Genomic DNA, 17,594 nt, shown 5'->3' with positions numbered 1-17,594 from the left:
TAGCGTCATTTTTTTTGCCTTAAATTAGCGAGTTGCAGCTAATTACTATTAATTTTTAATAATTAACGCGCAGCTTAAAGCGCTAAAATTGTTGGTAACTGTGCCAGTTCAGTTATGGTGTAGGTTGGGCTTATGCCTGCTGGTAACTGCTCGCCTGGGTGCTGTAGCCAACAGGTATCAATACCTGCATTATTGCCTCCTAAAATATCGCTAGAGGCAGTGTCGCCCACCATTAATATTTTGCTTTTGTCTGGGTTACCCATAAGCTCAAATGTGTGCTCAAAAATAGCCTTGTTAGGCTTAGCAATGCCTACCAGTTCCGAAATAACCAGCCAATTAAACATATTTTCAAGGCCGGTATGCGCTAGGCGCAGGGCTTGCAAACGGGCAAAGCCATTAGTAATAATACCCAATTGTGCATGCGGTTTTAGTGCATTTAGTAAATCGATTGCGCCGGGGAGTGGTTCACAAATTTGTGCCATAGCATCTAAAAATGCATCGTTTAGCTCTTTAGCGGGTACCCCTAATTTTACAGCCCACTCGTTAAAGCGGGTTACTTGTAAGTAATCGGCACTAATTTTTCCATCTTGATAATCTATCCACAGCTGCTTATTAGTTTTTTGGTAATGGATGTAATCAGCTTGAGTAAACTCAATGTTGTACGCTTTAAACATGCGGGTCATCCCCGCTAAAATATCAAACCTGAATAGTGTTTCGTCTGCATCAAACAGTACATAACTGTATTTCATTAATTTTCCTGATAAAGGCTAGGGTGTAAAAAAGGAGCCATAGCTAAGGTAAGCGCTTGGGTGTAGGTGCTTTGGCGAGTGGCATGATTGTTTGTGAGAAGCCCTATCGCGCCGCCTTTTTGCTTAACATTAAGGGTGTTAAATGCTTTATCCATTACATCGCCAAGCTCTTCTCCGCTTAGCAGCGCGTTATATAACACTTGTGGTAACGGCAGGTTACTGCTGCGTCCTATCGCTTGCTCAGAGCCATTATTAATCACAACATAGGCAAAGGTTGCTGCACCATAGCTAAATTGCTCTGCACCGCCTTCCATTGCACAGTAGTAATCTGCTTGGTACATGCTTTTACAGTAAGTAACTCGGTTTTGTGCGCCTATACGGGTTTGTTCCTCGCCAATTGGTTGATCGGGAACATTTGAGGGAGCATCAACGCCTTGGCAATCAATTTCGTAACTAGGAAAGTACATTGCAAAAATATGTTTTGCAGCGTTAATTTTTACTGGGTTTTTAGAGCCCACAATAATTTTTAATGAGTGCGACACGTTTTCCCTCACTGTTAGCAAAAGCAGCAGTGTACGTCAGAAGTGTAAATCATAAAAGAGGGGCTAAATGGGTATATCTAAAGGGGCTAGGTTTTCAAGAGCACGCTTTTTAACAATAATGTCTTTAATTAGCGGGGTAAGCACCAGCTCCATTGCTAAACCCATTTTACCGCCTGGCACCACAAGGGTATTTATACGCGACATAAAGCTGCCTTCAATCATTTGTAAATAATACGGAAAATCAACGTCATCAATTCCTCTAAAGCGAATAACTACAAAGCTTTCATCTAGCGAAGGAATATCTTTTGCGCTAAATGGGTTTGACGTATCAACCGTTGGCACACGTTGAAAGTTAATATGGGTGCGCGAAAACTGTGGTGTGATGTGGTTAATGTAGTCATCCATACTGCGTACAATAGAGTCCATTACTTTTTCGCGAGAGTGGCCGCGGTCTTGCGTATCGCGGATCAATTTTTGGATCCATTCAAGGTTAATAATAGGCACCATGCCTATAAGCAGATCCACGTGCTTAGCTACATCATGATCCTGATCAACCACGCCACCGTGCAAGCCTTCGTAAAACATTAAATCAGTGTTTGTTTCAAGATCTTGCCAAGGGGTAAACGTCCCCGGTAATTGATTGTATGGCACTGCTTCGTCAAAGGTATGCAAGTATCGGCGTAACTTGCCTTGGCCTGTTTCGCCGTAGGTACCAAATAAGGTTTCTAATGCGCCAAAGTCATTAGCTTCACGGCCAAAGTAACTTATGTGTTTACCTTCTTGTTGTGCTTCGCGTACTTTTTTATCCATTTCTGGTCGCGTGTAACGATGAAAGCTATCTCCTTCGATAAAAGCCGCATCAATGTTGAGGCTACGAAAAATATGTTTAATTGCATTGGTGGTAGTGGTAGTTCCCGCACCCGACGAACCTGTAATAGCAATGATAGGATGTTTAGCTGACATGTATTTTCTCTTTTTTAGGACCAAGTTAGTTATAAAGAGTTGACTGACTTAGGTCAAGTGACGCCATCGGCAAATAACGTTATCATGAGGTGCTTAAAAATAAAACGAGAGAAAGCATGAAACTTATTAAACCATGGCTTGGGCTAGTCTCTTTAGCGGCGCTAAGCCTTGCTACAGCGCAGGCTAGCATGCCTAAAAGCCAAATATTACTTGCTGATTTAAATACACCCTACGGTATGCAAGTGAGTATAGTGAGCGACAAAAACAGCTATAACAACCAACCTTATTTAACAAACCAGGGTATTTATTTCACCCATGAAGTTATTTCAAGCGAGCAAAGTCAAACCGATATTGCCTATTATGACCTAGCAACCAAGCAAGTAAGCAACATAACAAATACGCCAGTGAGCGAATATTCGCCCACTGTTATGCCCTCAAAACAAAGTTTATCGGCCATTGTGGTAGAGCAAGATAGCAAACAAAAGCTATGGCAATACCCACTCGATACTGAGCAAGCACCAAGCCGTATTTTTGATTGGATTGAACCTGTTGGCTACCACGCCTGGGGCGCTCAAAGCGATTTAGTGATGTTTATTTTAGGTGAGCCACATACATTGCAATATACTTCGGTTGCTGCAGCAAAAGGCGAGGTGGTAGCAAGTAACATAGGGCGTACGCTTATTTATAACAGTAAAACCGCAACATTTTTATTTAGTTACACAAAAAATGATCAGCATATTTTAGCAAGCTTTAACCCGCAATCTAAACAGGTAGAAGATTTACTTAGATTGCCAGAGCAAGTACAAGACTTTATTTTAAAAGATGCTAATACAGTGGCTTATGCGGTTAAAAACCGTGTATATATGCGTAATTTAAGTGGCAGCGATGAGGTTTCTCAATGGCTTAACTTAAGCCCATATTGCGAGACAAACATAACGCGAATGAGTTATAAAAACGACAAACTTGCCTTTGTATGCGATGTAAAATAATTCGGACTTTGCAGCGCGTATAGGCTAATGTAATGCACAATTAAACATTAAAGGGATCACCACGTGGCTTATAGTGCAGATGAGTTAACAGAGCAGCTCATTCAGTTAAAGTGCAGAAGCAACTTTAAAATTAAAAACATTGCTGAGTACATGTTAGCAAATTCTAAAGAAGCAATTTATACCCACAGCGAAGCGGGTAAAGGCAAAATAATTATTCGCCCAGCCTTTGAGGTGTTTAGCGATGATTTTGCAACAATTGATGAGGTAACACGAGTACAAGGTTATTTTCATAGTAGCGAGATGACACGCTTTCCTACACGTATTCACAAAAGTGCACAGCCGATTCACTATGGTGTGGCCTTTAAAATTAACTCAGAGCAAGCAGCAAAAGACTTTATTGCCAAGCTAACACAGATTATTAACGGGTAAATAAAAGCCGCTGAGTGAATAACTCAGCGGCTTTTTTAATTATGCATATTTACTTTTAATTAAGCTTATTTGCTTTTTAAAAAATCATTAACTGATGCCAGTTCACGCTCTTTAAGCGCAATACAGTCATGGGTACTTTCTTCAAGCTTGCTTAGCGTACGCGCGTAGCCCGGTGTTTCTTCAATTTTATCTTTAAAGAATGCTTGCGTGGTTGCTAAACTTTGTTCATCACAACGCGCGGTTGTAAAGTACGGTAAGTTAGGCACAAAAAACGGCGGTAAGCTTTGTGTTACCTTGTCGTAATTGTTGTATATCCACTCAATAAATAGTGCTTGGCGTGGCTCGCTATAACTTTGACCTGCTAAAATAGTGCGCATATCAGACGCGGTGACTTCGTCGGTTAGGGTGTACGCTAATACTTGCTTTTGTAACTGCGCTTTACCCATAAAGCCCATTGCAGCCAGCATGTTTGTGCGTACTTGTGGATCTTTAGTGGTTTTAAAGGTTGTCTTAAGTTTATCAAGCAAGGCTTTATCCCCATTATAGGCGGCAAGTTTTAAGTAGGTAGCTGCTAAATACGGATCCACTTTTTGCGGATCGTTTAAGTATACTTGCGTTTGCTCTTTTGCTTTGCTGATCACACGTTGATCTTCACCATCAAAACCTAGTAAGGACACAACACCCGCACGTAGTTGCGATACTGCACCGTCTTCGCCAGCTTGTGCTTCAAGTGAGTATTTTTTAGCTGCAGGCATTACTGCACTGCGAATAAACTCAGGCCATAACGCTTCGTTGCTTTCATCTTTAAAGGTATTTTTTTGCGATACCAAGTAGCCCAGCGCTGTATTTGCAACACGAGGGTGATCATCGCTCACAAATACTTCTAAGGTTTGCATTAACTTAGCCGCCGATATTACACCCGCATCAAGTAGTGCATCAGTGGCAGAGAGCAGCGCTAAGCGCTCACGATCATTAAGTGCTTGCGGAGCATGTTTTATTAGTGAATCAAATTGCGCATCGTCCATTACCCAGCGGTAATAACCTAGCGCCCCTTCATCGGGATAAATCCACTGTGGCTCAAAATCAAGTGTTAGGGTTTGGCTTTGCTTATTGAGTAAAATACTCGCAGTTTTTACTTTATCACCAGCGCCATATTTTATTCCAACAGGGACATTCCAAAGCTGTGCGGGTGCATCTACACCAGCATTAGCAAAGCGACTTTGCGATATAGTAATTTTTTTACCGTCTTGTTTTACATCTACAAGTGGAAAAGAAGACTGTTCAATAAATGATTTTAAAACACTCGCAACATCTTTATTAGAAGCATTACCTAGCGCTTCCCATAAATCGGCTGCTTCGGCGTTTTTATACGAGAATTTTTTTAAGTAACTTTGAATCCCTTTTTGGAATGCGTCTTCACCAATCCAGTTTTCAACCATAGCCAGTACTGCGCTGCCTTTACTGTAGGCAAGCCCTAAACCATCCATAATATCGGCTTCGGTTTTAATCGGTTTACGAATAGGCTTAGTGCTTAAGCGAGCATCTAATGCCATTACGTTGTTTTGTGGTAAATCAAGGTGAGATTCAAATTCTGGATTAAGCTGTTTAGTAATTTTTGCCGCCATCCAGCTGGCAAATGCTTCGTTTAACCATAAGTCGTTCCACCACTTCATGGTAACTAAGTTACCGTACCATTGATGGGCAAGCTCGTGAGCAATAATCGACACATTACGCTGTTTTTTACTGCGTGTAGCAGCTGCTAAATCAACCAGTAATATATCTTCGCGGTAGGTTACTAGGCCTGAGTTTTCCATTGCGCCAAAAGGAAACTCGGGTACTGCTACCGAGTCGAGCTTTTTATAAATATAAGGAATACCAAAATACGCCTCAAGTGCAGCAAGTACTTTTGGCATGTTCTCTTTTGCGTAATCAGCTAAATGAATTTTACCCTGCGGGGTAATAACACGCCCTGGAATTGGCATGTCTTTTATTTCAAGCTCTTCAAAAGGGCCCACGGCCATAGCCACTAAATAAGAAGGAATAGGTGGCGTTTTATCAAAGTAATGCGTCGTCATCTCGCCGTTAACTGTGGTTTTAAGCTCTGGCGTATTAGCATAAACCTTTTGAGACGTTGGCGCTGTAATCGTCAACTGAAACGGTATTTTATAACTTGGTTCATCAAATACCGGAAATGCACGGCGTGCATCATTCATTTCAAACTGAGTAAATAAATAAGGTGTGCCCTGATCAATTGTTTTGTATAAGCCCACACTTTGGCGATTATACGGCGCAGAAAAATCTATTTTTAGGGTGTACTTACCCGGTTGAATTTGCTCATCACAGCTAAATTTTACTTTTTCTGTTTTTAGCATTTCGTTATTTAAGTCGCAGTTTTCATCGCCTAGTAACTGCGCCATTTTAACAGCGTAAGCCACGCCGTTAAGTTCAATGTAGTGAGTGGGTTTTAACACTTCTAGGGCTATTTCTGTCATCCCTGTAAAGGTGTCTTGGCTTGGGTCGAGTGTTAACGACACCTTTTGTGAACTTGGTTTAGCAAGCTTTTCGATAACGAACTCGTTAGCGTTGGCAGTAGTCATTGCTAAAGCAACACTTACTGTTAATAGGCTTTTTAAAAACATAGTGATCCCTAGATTGTTGTTGTTAGAAACTGACTCAAACAGGCATTTCTATGCCCTTAAAAATTGAGATTTAGATATCCTAGCAGTTTTTTTTATGAGAGTAATTTAATAAAGTGGCTGCTTGGATTTAAAATAGTAACAAATAGTGTCAGTGGCTCTGGCGCTGCTTAAAGCGCTGCCAATGCAGCTGTGGGTTAATGGTGCGAATTTGCTGTATTACGTTGTTTAGTAAGGCGGTATCGTCAAATTTATCATTGGGGTATTCGTTAAACCCCATTAAATAATTAAAGGCGTCTTTTGAATTAGCCTGTAATGCGTAAATACGTACTTGTTGTTCAAAATTAAGCCGTAGGCTGCTTATAGCGGTTTTCATACCGAGTTGATCAACAGTGGGAATGGCACATTTTTGCAAATAACCCGCACGTTCACCTTCACCAGTAAACCAAATGCGTACTTTTTCGCTGTAACGGCCAGACTTAGCCGGTAAATCAAACAACAAACGTGTGTGATTATGTGCTTTAACAAAGGCAATAAAGTCGTTAAGCCCTGCATCAACTAAGGCTTGATGCACCGGAACCAAGCGCGCTTTTATTTTTCCATTAGTATGAAAATTAAAACATAAAATGCCATTTTTAAGCTCAAGATCGTCAAGCGTTAAGCAGCCAATTTCATCGCTATATGCGCCACTGTAATAGGCAATTAAAGGCAACCAAAAATGCCAATGCTTTGCTTGCTCTCTTGCTACTTTAAAGTCGCCATAAATATAGCCGTTATAAAGCGTATGCAGTTCCATTGCTGAAAAAGGGCGGCGGCCAAGATGGGTTTTCAACGTAATCCCTTGAAATTAATGACATGTTATATTTTATACTTAAAACAGATAAACATGCGAGTATCGATTTTAGTATTTATGTTTTTAGCTACAAAACAAAAACACCCACTTAAAAAGCAGGTGTTGTATTCACTATTTAATTTATAGTGGCAGTTATTCGCTAAGTGCGCGTGCTAAGCCAACAGGCTCTATTTCTACACACACTTGGTCGTCATTCCAATTTAAACCAACTAATGCGCTGTCTTCGTTTAAATCTTCTACCCACTCATCTAAAAATTCATCTAAATTAATTTCTACAGGCGTAAATTCTTGCCACTCTTCTTTACACTGGGCTTTTGCTGCGTCTTCGCTTTCCCATAAAAGCAGTACATCCGTTTCGGCAAACTGGTTAGATTCGCACACTACAAAGCCGCCGTCGTCGCCACCTAACGCCCACACTTGCTCGCTTAAACGTACTTTTTCTACAAAGCTAACTAGTTGTGATTCAATTTCAATATCGCTCATGTGTTTACCTTATTTGTTTAGAGTCTGGGATCGGTGCTTACTGCAGCTTGACGCGTGCCATAGTCGTTATAAAAACTGACTAAAGCAGCGTGTTGGCTAAAGTCTGTTAATTCACGAAAGCAAATCCAATCAAGTAGGCAGTATAAACTGATGTTAAGGCATTCACAGCCTTTAAATTCATCATCGTTTAAATGACTATTTAAATAGCTTAATGTTTCAGCAATTCGTTCGTTTTGCAGATTAAAAAATAATTTATCGTCGCTAGTATCAAACCCTGAGCGTCTGCTAAGTGCTAATTCTACTAACGAGTCGTTACAGGCGTTAATAATATTAAGTAGGTGCTCTTGCGACCAGCTTAGTGGTGTTTTACCAGCCTTGGCGATAAGGTAACGTAAAATAATGGTTGAATCGCTTAGCGTTAAATCACCATCAATTAAAACCGGTATTTTTCTTCCTGGGTTGTTACTGGCTAAGGTAGGGCGGTCTTGATCAGAAAAAATATCTAGGTTTACTAGCGCTAAGTCAACATTGTTTTGGGCTGCCCACATTCTTACTCTGCGCGCAAATGGAGAAGGGTTAGATCCTATAAGTTTCATAATTGCTCCTAAAAAAAGCCGCATAAGCGGCTTTTTGTGTTGCGATAAGTCAACGTTATTCTGAGCGGCTTGTCACTTCTAGTAAGTGATAGCCAAACTGTGTTTGTACAGGGCCTTGAACTTGATTAATTGGCGCTGAAAATACAACTTTATCAAACTCAGGTACCATCATACCTGGGCCAAACTCGCCAAGTGCTCCGCCGTCTTGACCAGAAGGACAGTTTGAATATGTTTTTGCAAGCTCTGCAAAGTCTTCGCCTTGTTCAATCTTAGCTTTTAAATCTAAGCACTCTGCTTCGCTGTCTACTAAAATGTGCCTTGCACTTGCCACTGCCATAAAATCTCCTGTTTAAAGTTGGTGTATTTAACCATTAAAGCCAGTCTAGTTAGTTTTAACTCGCAGTACCAGTATAAACTTAATTGATGAGTAGCGTATTTTCAATTGCATCAATTAATTCTTTTGAATTGGGAGCTACTTTACTGTTAAAGCGTTTAATTGTTTTGCGATCAGCTGAAACTAAATATTTATAAAAGTTCCAGTTAGGTGAGCTGGTTTGCGCGTTTAAGTGTTTAAATATTGGATTTGCATCACTGCCGCGAACTTCGCTGGTAGTAAACATAGTAAAAGTAACGCCGTAATTAATAAAACACACTTTTGCTATGTCTTTTTCATCGTTTTCCTCTTGAAAAAAATCATCAGATGGAAAACCTAATACCACTAAACCTTTGTCTTTGTATTGTTGGTGTACTTTTTCAAGGCCCTCAAATTGAGATGTAAAACCACAATTGCTAGCCGTATTTACAATGAGCAACGGGCGGTTTTTAAATTGGCATAAGTTTAAGGATTCTTTTGAGCGCAGCTTACGTATCTCTACATTTGTAAAGTCTTCACATTGTTGCTGCTGTTGTTTGCTGGGTAACGTGTCATTTGCTTGGGCAGCTAAGCTCGTAATAAAAATACTGAGCCCTAGTATCGTTTTTTTTAACATACTCAACGCCTAAATTTATAATTGTTTGACTAGTCTATCTTACGCTAATATGCACAAAAGTGATCAACAATATTAAGCTGTTATGACTACACGTTTAGCCACTATAGAAGATTTACCTGCCATTGTCGCAATATACAACGAAACGATCGCCTCTCGTATGGTGACCGCCGATACCGAAGAAGTATCGGTACAGAGCAAACGTGAGTGGTTTAATAGCCACACCGATAAGCGGCCTATTTATGTTTATTGCGAAAATGACCAAGTACTTGCTTGGCTAAGTTATAAATCGTTTTATGGGCGCCCCGCATACGATGGCACCGTCGAAATGAGCATTTATATTACCAAAGCGGCGCAAGGCAAAGGGCTTGGCAAAAAGCTGATGCAGTTTGCCCAAATAGAGGCTAAACAGCTAGGAATTGATGTATTGCTTGGTTTTATATTTAGCCACAACTTACCAAGTATTAAGTTATTCAAGCACTTTGGTTTTAGCGTATGGGGTGAGTTGCCTCATATCGCGGTAATGGATAACACACGCTACAGTTTAACAATATTCGGTAAGCATCTACCAAAATAGTTGTGGAGCTTATCGGTAAAAAAATCAAAATTAAGTCTAACAACCTATACCAACTAAGAAATTATAGGCTACGCTATTAACATATAAAGTGTTTACGATAGTGTGGCTTAATGAGTCGAAAAATTTTAATTGTAGATAGCAGCAGTGTTATCGCAATGAGAGTGAAAGTTTTACTAGAATTAATAGGTTGTGAGGCTGAGCTCGTTCATTACTCTATGATTGATTTATACTCTAACACCAGCCAGTATGACTTGGTAATTGGTGCTTACGGAGTGCCGTGTGAAGTAATAAAGTCGTTAGCTCAAAAAATCTCACAAGACCGCTGTGTATTACTTGCCCCTAAAGCCGAAAGCGGTGAGCAACTTAGCGCCTTTAGCGAGCTTAATAAGTTAGTCCCAGATGCAACGGTTATTTATCCGTTTTTTTCAAATAAAGAAATTACCTCATTACTCGAAAACCTCTTAGAGCTTGGCTCTAGCCACGTTTTAAAACTCCCCACTATTTTACTTGTTGATCATATGCCTGAGCGCCTTGAAAAAATGAAAAGTAATTTAGTCGGGGCGCATATCAAAACGCTAACCGCAACCAGCGCAACCGAAGCGGTGGCAGTGGCTAATGAAAACAGTATAGATATTTTAATTAGCGATTTTAGCTTTGAAGATGGCACCGGTTTAAATATTTTTTCTGCTATTAAAATGTCTCAGCCAGATTGCCGATGCTTATTGTTTACAGCACGCCCTGAGCAAGTTTCAATGATTGAGGCAATTCGTAAAGGGGTTGAAGATGTTTTAATAAAGCCTCTAACCGATAGCGTACTGCTGCAATCGGTACATAAATTGTGGCAAACAGAGCTTTTAAAACGCCGTAACGCTGAGTTAGTTGAGCGTTTACAAGATACCGTTGATGCATTAATCGAAAAAGACAGCCTACTACAAGTTATTTATAAAAATACGCCTGACGCCATTATGTTATTTGAGCGCAGCGGCAAAGTAATAGAAGCAAACGATGCCTGCTTAAGGCTGTTTAAGCTACCCTTTGACAAACTCGCGGGCTTTTCTGTATTTGAATTTTTAGATGAGGAATCAAGTGCTGAAATAAAAAATAAAATCAGCACACTCAATCGTAACCGCCAATTTAGTAGTGACCTACGTTTGCAAAAAACAGACGGCGGGTATATTCCGCTGGTTGGCTCGTTTAACGAAATAGACCACCATGGCGAAATTGCGTTGGCGGTTATATTTAAAAATGTAACTCACTTAAAACAAAAAGAAGAATTACTCCTTGAAGCCAAAGACCTACTTGAGGAGCAAGTGCGAGCTCGTACTTCGCAGCTAGAGCACGCTAAAAATGTGGCCGAAGCTGCCAATTTAAGTAAATCGGAATTTTTGGCTAACATGTCGCACGAGTTACGCACCCCTATGCACTCTATATTAAGCTTTTCTCGATTTGGTTTGAGTAAGTTAGAAGCGGGCGATTTTGCTAAAGATAAACTTTTAAAGTACTTGTCGCGTATTGAAAGCAGCGGCGAGCGTTTACTGTCGTTATTAAACAACTTACTTGATTTATCAAAATTGGATGTGGGGAAATTTCCATTTAATCCACGCCCATACAATATAGAAAGTATTATAAAAACCAGTATTGATGATGTCTCTGGTACGGCTATGGAAAAAGAAATTGAAATTGTTTTTTCAAAACCCGGGCCAGTGGTTGTGCAGTGTGATGAAGAGCAAATTAATCAGCTATTGCGCAATGTGTTAGGTAACGCACTTAAATTTAGCGAACCTAAAAGTCGTATTGAAGTGAACTTAATGGCTGATCAAGATAGCGCCATTATTGATGTAATAGACAATGGAATAGGTATACCTGAGGATGAATTAGAGCACGTGTTTACTAAATTTGTACAAAGCAGCAAAACGAACAGTGGCGCTGGTGGTACTGGTTTAGGGCTTGCGCTTTGTAGAGAGTTTGTAGCACTTCATCAAGGCGAAATTACGGCAAGTAATAATAGCGATGGTGGTGCAACAATTAGGATTCAGGTACCCCTAGAAATAGATTTAGATGAGCATTTAGCCGATGATAAGCTAGCAGTGCAAGATAGCTAATTATATGTGTAAGTAATGTTTAAATGATATTTAATTGGATGATGAAAATATGGCCTTAACTAAAATTCTTGCTGTAGATGATGAACCTTTCAACCTTGAAATTATTGAAGAAATTTTAGAAGATCTTGATTTCGAATTACAAGTTGCCACAAGCGGCCCTGAGTGTTTAGCCATGGTTGAAGGCTACATGCCCCAAGTTATTTTACTTGATGTAAGTATGCCGCAAATGAATGGCTACGAAGTGTGTAAAGCATTAAAGGCGAATCCGAATACCGCGCATATAATTGTTATGTTTGTTTCCGCTAGAGGAACGGTTGAAGAGCGTATGGAAGGTTACTCAGTCGGTGCTGAGGATTACATTGTAAAACCGTTTGGGCATGATGAGCTTAAATCAAAACTTAAAAACTTAAACCAAGTATTAATAGAAAAACAAAGCCTTGAAAAACAAGTAGAAGATGCAACATCTACGGCATTTAATGCTATGGCAAACAGTAGCGAAATGGGGCAAATAGTTAATTACATTGAAAACATTGGTTTTATTAATAATCCGCAAGATTTAGGTAAAGCCTTAATAGACTGCTTACAAACGTTTGACCTACAAAGTAATGTTGAATTTAGACATGGCGATACAATAGAGCACTTTGCCCTTAATGGAGTGTGTTCGCCTATTGTAATTGAGCTGTTTGATATGCTTAAAAACAAAGGTCGCTTACATGAGTTTTCTCACCGAATATTAGTTAACTACGAGATGATAAGCTTATTAATTCTGAACATGCCAGATCACGACCCAGATAAACACGGGCGTATTCGTGACCACGTTTGTTTTATTGTCAGTGTGACTGAGCAGCAGTTACGTGCAATTATGACCAAGCAAATGCTTGAGTCGCAGCAGCAAAAGCTAAATGATGTAGCCAGCACAGTGCATAGTAAGTTTCATGGCTTGATTGGGTTACTAAACGAAAACCGAGAAAGTAACGAAAAAGTATTCAAGCAATTACAAGAAGACCTTGAAGTGCGCATACCCACAATGGGATTAGATGAAGACCAAGAGGTGTTTATTTATAAAAAAGTGGACGAAACTATTCAAAATTCAATTGCCAGAGAAGAGTCGGTTAAACAAGTTAAAGCCGCCTTTGCTGAAATTGAACAAGATTTATCTTTGTTACTTAAAAAATAAACCTCTCATAATAAGGCTTACCAGAGTGATTTACGCATCACGAGGTAAGCCTTTTTCGACAATTCTAATTAGGCGCTGCGTTTTACGAAGTTGTTCTCGTTGTTTATTATTTTGTTGCTCAAGCGCCCACTCTATATGCTCTTTTACTAGCTGCGAGCTAGACTCATGTTTGCTTTCTAAAGCGTTAATAATGCTAGGGCTAAAATCGGCATTGCCTAAACCCACCGCTAAATTACGCAGCCAACGTTCGTGACCAATACGGCGAATTGGGCTACCTTCGGTATTTTTTAAAAATGTAGGTTCGTCCCAGGCAAATAGCTCAAGTAAGTCTTTGTTTTTTAATTGCGTACGGGGATGGAAGTCTTGCTCATCGGTAATTTGACCATAACGGTTCCATGGGCAAACCAATTGGCAATCGTCGCAGCCATAAACTCGGTTCCCCAATAATGCACGGTATTGCTCAGGTATAGGCCCTTGGTGCTCAATGGTTAAGTACGAAATACATTTGCGTGCATCTACCACATACGGCTCTACAATTGCCCCTGTTGGGCAAAGCGTAATGCAAGCAACGCATTTTCCGCAGCCTTCAAACGTATTTTCATTATCAATTGGCAGCGGTAAATCAACAAAAAGCTCACCTAAAAAAAACCACGACCCAGCTTCTTGGTTTATTAATAAAGAGTGTTTACCTCGCCAGCCCAATCCCGCTTTTTCAGCAAGCTGGCGCTCAAGCACAGGCGCGGAGTCTACAAATGGCCTAAAACCGTAATCGCCAATTTCTTGTTCTATTTTTTGGCCCAGCTTTTTTAGTCGGTTGCGCATTAATTTGTGATAGTCACGCCCTAATGCGTAGCGGCTAATGTAGGCTTTTTCAGTGTTTTTTAGTGTTTTGGCAAAACTAGCATCAGGAGGCAGGTAGTTCATTTTTACCGAAATAACCCGCTGGGTACCAGGGACTAGTTCAGCAGGGCGTGCGCGTTTCATGCCGTGGGCTGCCATATAATCCATGGAGCCATGGTAGCCCGCATCTAACCAGCGCTGTAATTGTGCTTCGTGTTTAGATAGGTCAATATCGGTAATACCCACCTCACTAAAGCCGAGTTCTTGGCCCCAGGCTTTAATATTTTTGGCTAGCTGTTGGTAGTTGGGGGTTGAGTTACTCACACACATTACACACTTAAATAATTAGCTGCGTAATTTACCATATTTATAAAGCGCTGTTGAATGTTGCCAGTTAAAATATTAAGGCAATATACCGCTCGGCTTTTGTTTTGTAATTGCTTATTGCACAAAACGCTTTAATTGCTGTTGCGTTTGTTGGCTAAGTGCATGTGATTGCTGGCTATTACTTAGTGCATGATCAATAGCGCTTTTAGCTTGCTCGCCTAAGGTAACAATTTGCTCTACCGATTGGTGAGTGTGCTGCTGCGCTTGCTCTAGCGTATGCACCGCATCTGCTATTTGCTGTAGCTGCTGTTGGTTTTGTTCAAACTCACCTAGCATTGTTTTAAACCCTTCAGAGGTATTACTAATTGCGCTTTGTGCGGTACCTGAGTGGCTAATTAACTGCTCACTTTCTTGGTTGGTTTCGTTAACCAGCTCATTCATTTGGTTAATAAAGTCGCTTATTTGTCGGGTTGCGCCACTTACTTTTACCGATAATGTACGTACTTCATCAGCTACAACCGCAAACCCTCTACCAGCTTCGCCAGCGCGTGCCGCTTCAATGGCAGCGTTTAGTGCCAGTAAATTAGTTTGATCCGAAAACTCCTCAACCATTTTTAAAATGCTGCGAATGTTTTCGCTGTTTTCTTTAAGGCCAGACACCGTTTTAGAAAATCTTTGCAGCAAGGTACCAATAAGCGACACCTTATCGACTAAGCTTGCAAGCTCTTGCGACGAAAGCTTAACAAAGTCTAAGTGCTCGCTGTTAACGCTATGCACGCTGTCGGTATTGCTCACTATGCCCTCTAAGCTTTGCACTATTTGGTTACTCGCATTAATAATATTGTGGCTTAGCTGAGTTTGCTGCTCACTTAAGTGCTGCGTATTTTGCATAGCGGTATTTACATCAACATTACTTTGCTCGCTGGCTTTAGCGCTGGCGTGAGTTGTACTTAGTAAATCACTTAAGTGGTTAGTAAATAAGTTATATTGCGTACTTAGTTCTTTAAATTCGTCAAAAGAAAATTGCGGTAAGTTGGCGGCTAAATTAGCCTCTTGCTGGTTTATGTTTACTAAAGTGTCGCACATAGCTTTTACAGGGCGCACTATTAAATAGCGCATATAAAAAATAGTAAAGGCAAAGCCCGCTACAATAACCAAGGTTAACAACCAAAATGCGCTAGTACTGTGCTGCTCGCTTAAGCTTTGATATAACCAAAATAAGGTAATGGCCTGAAACAAAAAAACAAAGCTTAAATTACCCACTATTTTACGCGTAAGTGTATAAAAAAATGTTCGCTCAATATAATTATAAAATTGCATTACACCACTCATTTATTGCTTACCCATCTAGGGCGTGTTGACCTTTGATGGTTGAATTTGCAGCAGTATGTTTGGCTTTTAGGCAAGGCAGAGCCTATGAAGTGTGGTTATTCCCCATAAATAGGCGATAACGCTGCATAAATGCCAAACATGCGCTGCCCTTTGGGTTCTGCCTAAGGGCGATAAACTCTTTGTTGCCTACATGGATGTAGGTAAGGGGCGTGAGCAGGACGCGGAAGCTTTACTCGGTTTTTACTTAGCTCACTAGGTTACAAGCCTTGCGCCGCGATTTAATCGCCCCTAGATTGAACAAATTTCAATCCGCAAAGATCATCACGCCCTAGCTAGATTATCGACTAAGTTACCGTTAACTCAAGTAATAATGTTTGCTAAATATTTTTTAGAACGAGCGGGGTAATTAGTAAAAATACCATGCACCCCAATTTTTAGCATAAAATCCATGTCTTCTGGCCTATCTACGGTGTAGGCATAAACTTGCAGGCCTCGCGCTATGGCATCATCTACAAAAGCTTTATTTACAAAGCTTTTGTCTACATGAACACTATACGCATTTAACTGTTGAGCAAACTGTGCATAATTTAATGGAATTGATGAGGTTAACGCGCCAATGTGTAACCACGGTAACCTATTTTTAAGCCAATGAATTTGATGGTGATCAAACGACGACACTAAAATATTACCTTTAGTAATAACGCCTTTAGCAATATTGTTGTTTAAAATAGTGGCAAACTTTTCAAGCTCAAAGGTATGTTTAAGCTCTATATTGAGTAATGTTTTATTGTTATTCCAATCAAGTAATTGCTGTAGAGTGGGGATTTGCTCGCCGTTACCGGCATCCAACAGACTAAGTTGCTGCGCCGTAAAGTCGCTTACTTTACCGTGCCCGCTGGTGGTTCTATCTAGCCACGAGTCGTGTATAAGCATATAGTCATCAAGCGCACTTTGAATATCAACTTCAATGCCATCTACCCCTACATTTAACGCTTCTAAAATAGCGCTTTTAGTGTTTTCAGGGTAATTGCCGCTTGCCCCGCGGTGCGCAAATATTTTCATTTTCTAGCCTTTTGAGTAATAGACCACGTTTCAAAACAGGCTGCACTGACTATAAGTGCACCGCCAATAAGTGTTAGTAGCGTTGGGCGCTCATGAATAATAACAATAGCCAACAAAGTGCCGTAAAGCGGCTGCAAGCATGAAATTAACCCCGCAGTAGCTGCCGATAAGTGCTTTAAACTCGCTGCAAACAGCGAGTGCGGTGTAGCGGTAAAAATAATACCCGCCACAGCAATTAAAATAAGGTCGTGGTTACTCACCTCATACACAGGGACCTTAATAAATGCGCAAAGCATAACACTTGCCACTAAGGTTTGATAAAACATGGTTTGTGGGCCGCCATACTGGCTAAAAAAACGCTTATGGGTAATATTTCTAATCGAAAAAAACAAAGCCGAAACCACACCCATAATAACCCCTAAGGTTACATCGTCGCCTAAATTTGCGCTGGGTACGAGTAAATATATACCTAATACAACCACAGCTGCGCTTATAATATCTTTTGCTTGGGGCCTGCTTTTATTAAACAAGGGCTCTAAAAACACCGTCATTACTGGGTAGCTAAAAAAAGCCAGCATACCCACAGTTACGCCCGCCATTTGCATGCCTGCAAAGTAAGTAACCCAATGCATGCCTACCGCTACACCTAAAAATAACGCAATGAGGTAATCTTTTGGTTTGTTTAACTTAATTTGTTTTTTTTGAAAATACAGCATAGCCAAAATTGCCATGCCAGCAATAGCGGTACGGTACACCGTAATATCAATTGCATTTAACCCTATTAACTTTGCAAAAAGGGCGGTGCCCCCAAAAAGTAACACGGCAATATGTAAGTAAATCAGGCTTTGCTGTTGTGGCTGCATTTAAATGAGAACTCCTTTTTTTATTATCTTATCACTGGGTGCGAACTCACAGGATGAAATTTTTAAAACATGACAAATGTCAGCAAAG

The 17,594-nt window shown here is 40.4% G+C and carries 18 protein-coding genes; 5 read left to right on the top strand and 13 right to left on the bottom strand.

Annotated features, from left to right (window positions below):
• Positions 1 to 74: 74 nt before the first annotated feature.
• The 3 genes from yjjG to EJ103_RS13685 all read right to left on the bottom strand — a co-directional run bounded on the left by yjjG (position 75) and on the right by EJ103_RS13685 (position 2,254).
• A complete protein-coding gene (yjjG, locus tag EJ103_RS13695) occupies positions 75 to 749 on the bottom strand; it encodes a pyrimidine 5'-nucleotidase (protein ID WP_126008175.1) in 675 nt (224 codons plus the stop codon).
• Positions 749 to 1,291, bottom strand: coding sequence for an inosine/xanthosine triphosphatase (gene yjjX / locus EJ103_RS13690; protein WP_126008173.1), 543 nt, complete (start codon positions 1,289 to 1,291; stop codon positions 749 to 751). Before yjjX ends, yjjG begins: the two co-directional genes overlap by 1 nt.
• Before the next feature lie 63 nt (positions 1,292 to 1,354).
• The gene (locus tag EJ103_RS13685; RefSeq protein WP_004589425.1) at positions 1,355 to 2,254 is read right to left on the bottom strand and encodes a phosphoribulokinase; all 900 of its coding nucleotides are present in this window, start codon (positions 2,252 to 2,254) and stop codon (positions 1,355 to 1,357) included.
• 116 nt (positions 2,255 to 2,370) lie between these two features.
• On the opposite strand from EJ103_RS13685, the gene EJ103_RS13680 reads away from it, so the two are divergent.
• Both EJ103_RS13680 and EJ103_RS13675 read left to right on the top strand, forming a co-directional pair.
• Entirely contained in the window at positions 2,371 to 3,243 is an 873-nt protein-coding gene (locus EJ103_RS13680) for a hypothetical protein (protein WP_126008172.1), read from the top strand.
• A 63-nt stretch (positions 3,244 to 3,306) separates the two neighbouring features.
• Positions 3,307 to 3,672 (top strand): hypothetical protein, encoded by a 366-nt coding sequence (locus tag EJ103_RS13675; RefSeq protein WP_004589427.1) that lies wholly within the window; start codon positions 3,307 to 3,309, stop codon positions 3,670 to 3,672.
• A gap of 65 nt (positions 3,673 to 3,737) precedes the next feature.
• On the opposite strand, the gene EJ103_RS13670 is transcribed toward EJ103_RS13675, so the two are convergent.
• The 6 genes from EJ103_RS13670 to EJ103_RS13645 all read right to left on the bottom strand — a co-directional run bounded on the left by EJ103_RS13670 (position 3,738) and on the right by EJ103_RS13645 (position 9,229).
• Entirely contained in the window at positions 3,738 to 6,311 is a 2,574-nt protein-coding gene (locus EJ103_RS13670; protein ID WP_126008170.1) for a M1 family metallopeptidase, read from the bottom strand.
• Positions 6,312 to 6,459: 148 nt separating this feature from the next.
• Positions 6,460 to 7,140, bottom strand: coding sequence for a hypothetical protein (locus tag EJ103_RS13665; RefSeq protein ID WP_004589429.1), 681 nt, complete (start codon positions 7,138 to 7,140; stop codon positions 6,460 to 6,462).
• A 153-nt stretch (positions 7,141 to 7,293) separates the two neighbouring features.
• Entirely contained in the window at positions 7,294 to 7,644 is a 351-nt protein-coding gene (locus EJ103_RS13660) for a DUF2750 domain-containing protein (RefSeq protein WP_004589430.1), read from the bottom strand.
• Positions 7,645 to 7,661: 17 nt separating this feature from the next.
• Positions 7,662 to 8,240, bottom strand: a complete 579-nt coding sequence (locus tag EJ103_RS13655; RefSeq protein ID WP_126008168.1) for a glutathione S-transferase family protein — start codon at positions 8,238 to 8,240, stop codon at positions 7,662 to 7,664.
• A gap of 55 nt (positions 8,241 to 8,295) precedes the next feature.
• Positions 8,296 to 8,577 carry a peptidylprolyl isomerase gene (locus EJ103_RS13650; RefSeq protein WP_004589432.1) on the bottom strand — a complete coding sequence of 94 codons (282 nt, stop codon included), beginning with the start codon at positions 8,575 to 8,577 and terminating at the stop codon, positions 8,296 to 8,298.
• Positions 8,578 to 8,656: 79 nt separating this feature from the next.
• On the bottom strand, positions 8,657 to 9,229 hold the full coding sequence (locus EJ103_RS13645; RefSeq protein ID WP_004589433.1) for a glutathione peroxidase: 573 nt from the start codon (positions 9,227 to 9,229) through the stop codon (positions 8,657 to 8,659).
• A gap of 82 nt (positions 9,230 to 9,311) precedes the next feature.
• Between EJ103_RS13645 and EJ103_RS13640 the strand changes: the two genes are divergently transcribed.
• The 3 genes from EJ103_RS13640 (at position 9,312) to EJ103_RS13630 (ending at position 13,082) form a co-directional block, all read left to right on the top strand.
• Entirely contained in the window at positions 9,312 to 9,803 is a 492-nt protein-coding gene (locus EJ103_RS13640; protein WP_126008166.1) for a GNAT family N-acetyltransferase, read from the top strand.
• A gap of 110 nt (positions 9,804 to 9,913) precedes the next feature.
• The gene (locus tag EJ103_RS13635; protein WP_126008164.1) at positions 9,914 to 11,905 is read left to right on the top strand and encodes an ATP-binding protein; all 1,992 of its coding nucleotides are present in this window, start codon (positions 9,914 to 9,916) and stop codon (positions 11,903 to 11,905) included.
• Between the two features lie 49 nt (positions 11,906 to 11,954).
• On the top strand, positions 11,955 to 13,082 hold the full coding sequence (locus EJ103_RS13630; protein ID WP_024033288.1) for a response regulator: 1,128 nt from the start codon (positions 11,955 to 11,957) through the stop codon (positions 13,080 to 13,082).
• 30 nt (positions 13,083 to 13,112) lie between these two features.
• Here EJ103_RS13630 and queG read toward each other — a convergent pair whose 3' ends face one another.
• From queG to EJ103_RS13610, 4 genes are all read right to left on the bottom strand, one after another.
• Positions 13,113 to 14,246 carry a tRNA epoxyqueuosine(34) reductase QueG gene (gene queG / locus EJ103_RS13625; protein WP_055252897.1) on the bottom strand — a complete coding sequence of 378 codons (1,134 nt, stop codon included), beginning with the start codon at positions 14,244 to 14,246 and terminating at the stop codon, positions 13,113 to 13,115.
• A 117-nt stretch (positions 14,247 to 14,363) separates the two neighbouring features.
• Complete coding sequence (locus EJ103_RS13620) at positions 14,364 to 15,581, bottom strand: methyl-accepting chemotaxis protein (RefSeq protein ID WP_126008162.1); 1,218 nt, start codon at positions 15,579 to 15,581, stop codon at positions 14,364 to 14,366.
• Positions 15,582 to 15,941: 360 nt separating this feature from the next.
• Complete coding sequence (locus EJ103_RS13615; RefSeq protein ID WP_055252750.1) at positions 15,942 to 16,643, bottom strand: glycerophosphodiester phosphodiesterase family protein; 702 nt, start codon at positions 16,641 to 16,643, stop codon at positions 15,942 to 15,944.
• Positions 16,640 to 17,506, bottom strand: a complete 867-nt coding sequence (locus EJ103_RS13610; protein ID WP_024033283.1) for a DMT family transporter — start codon at positions 17,504 to 17,506, stop codon at positions 16,640 to 16,642. Before EJ103_RS13610 ends, EJ103_RS13615 begins: the two co-directional genes overlap by 4 nt.
• Positions 17,507 to 17,594 lie beyond the last annotated feature (88 nt).

Origin of the sequence: Pseudoalteromonas sp. Xi13 (assembly GCF_003952205.1) — a bacterium.
GTDB lineage: Bacteria > Pseudomonadota > Gammaproteobacteria > Enterobacterales > Alteromonadaceae > Pseudoalteromonas > Pseudoalteromonas atlantica.
The sequence above is the reverse complement of the archived record's forward strand: the minus strand, read 5'-3'. Positions and strand labels throughout refer to the sequence as shown.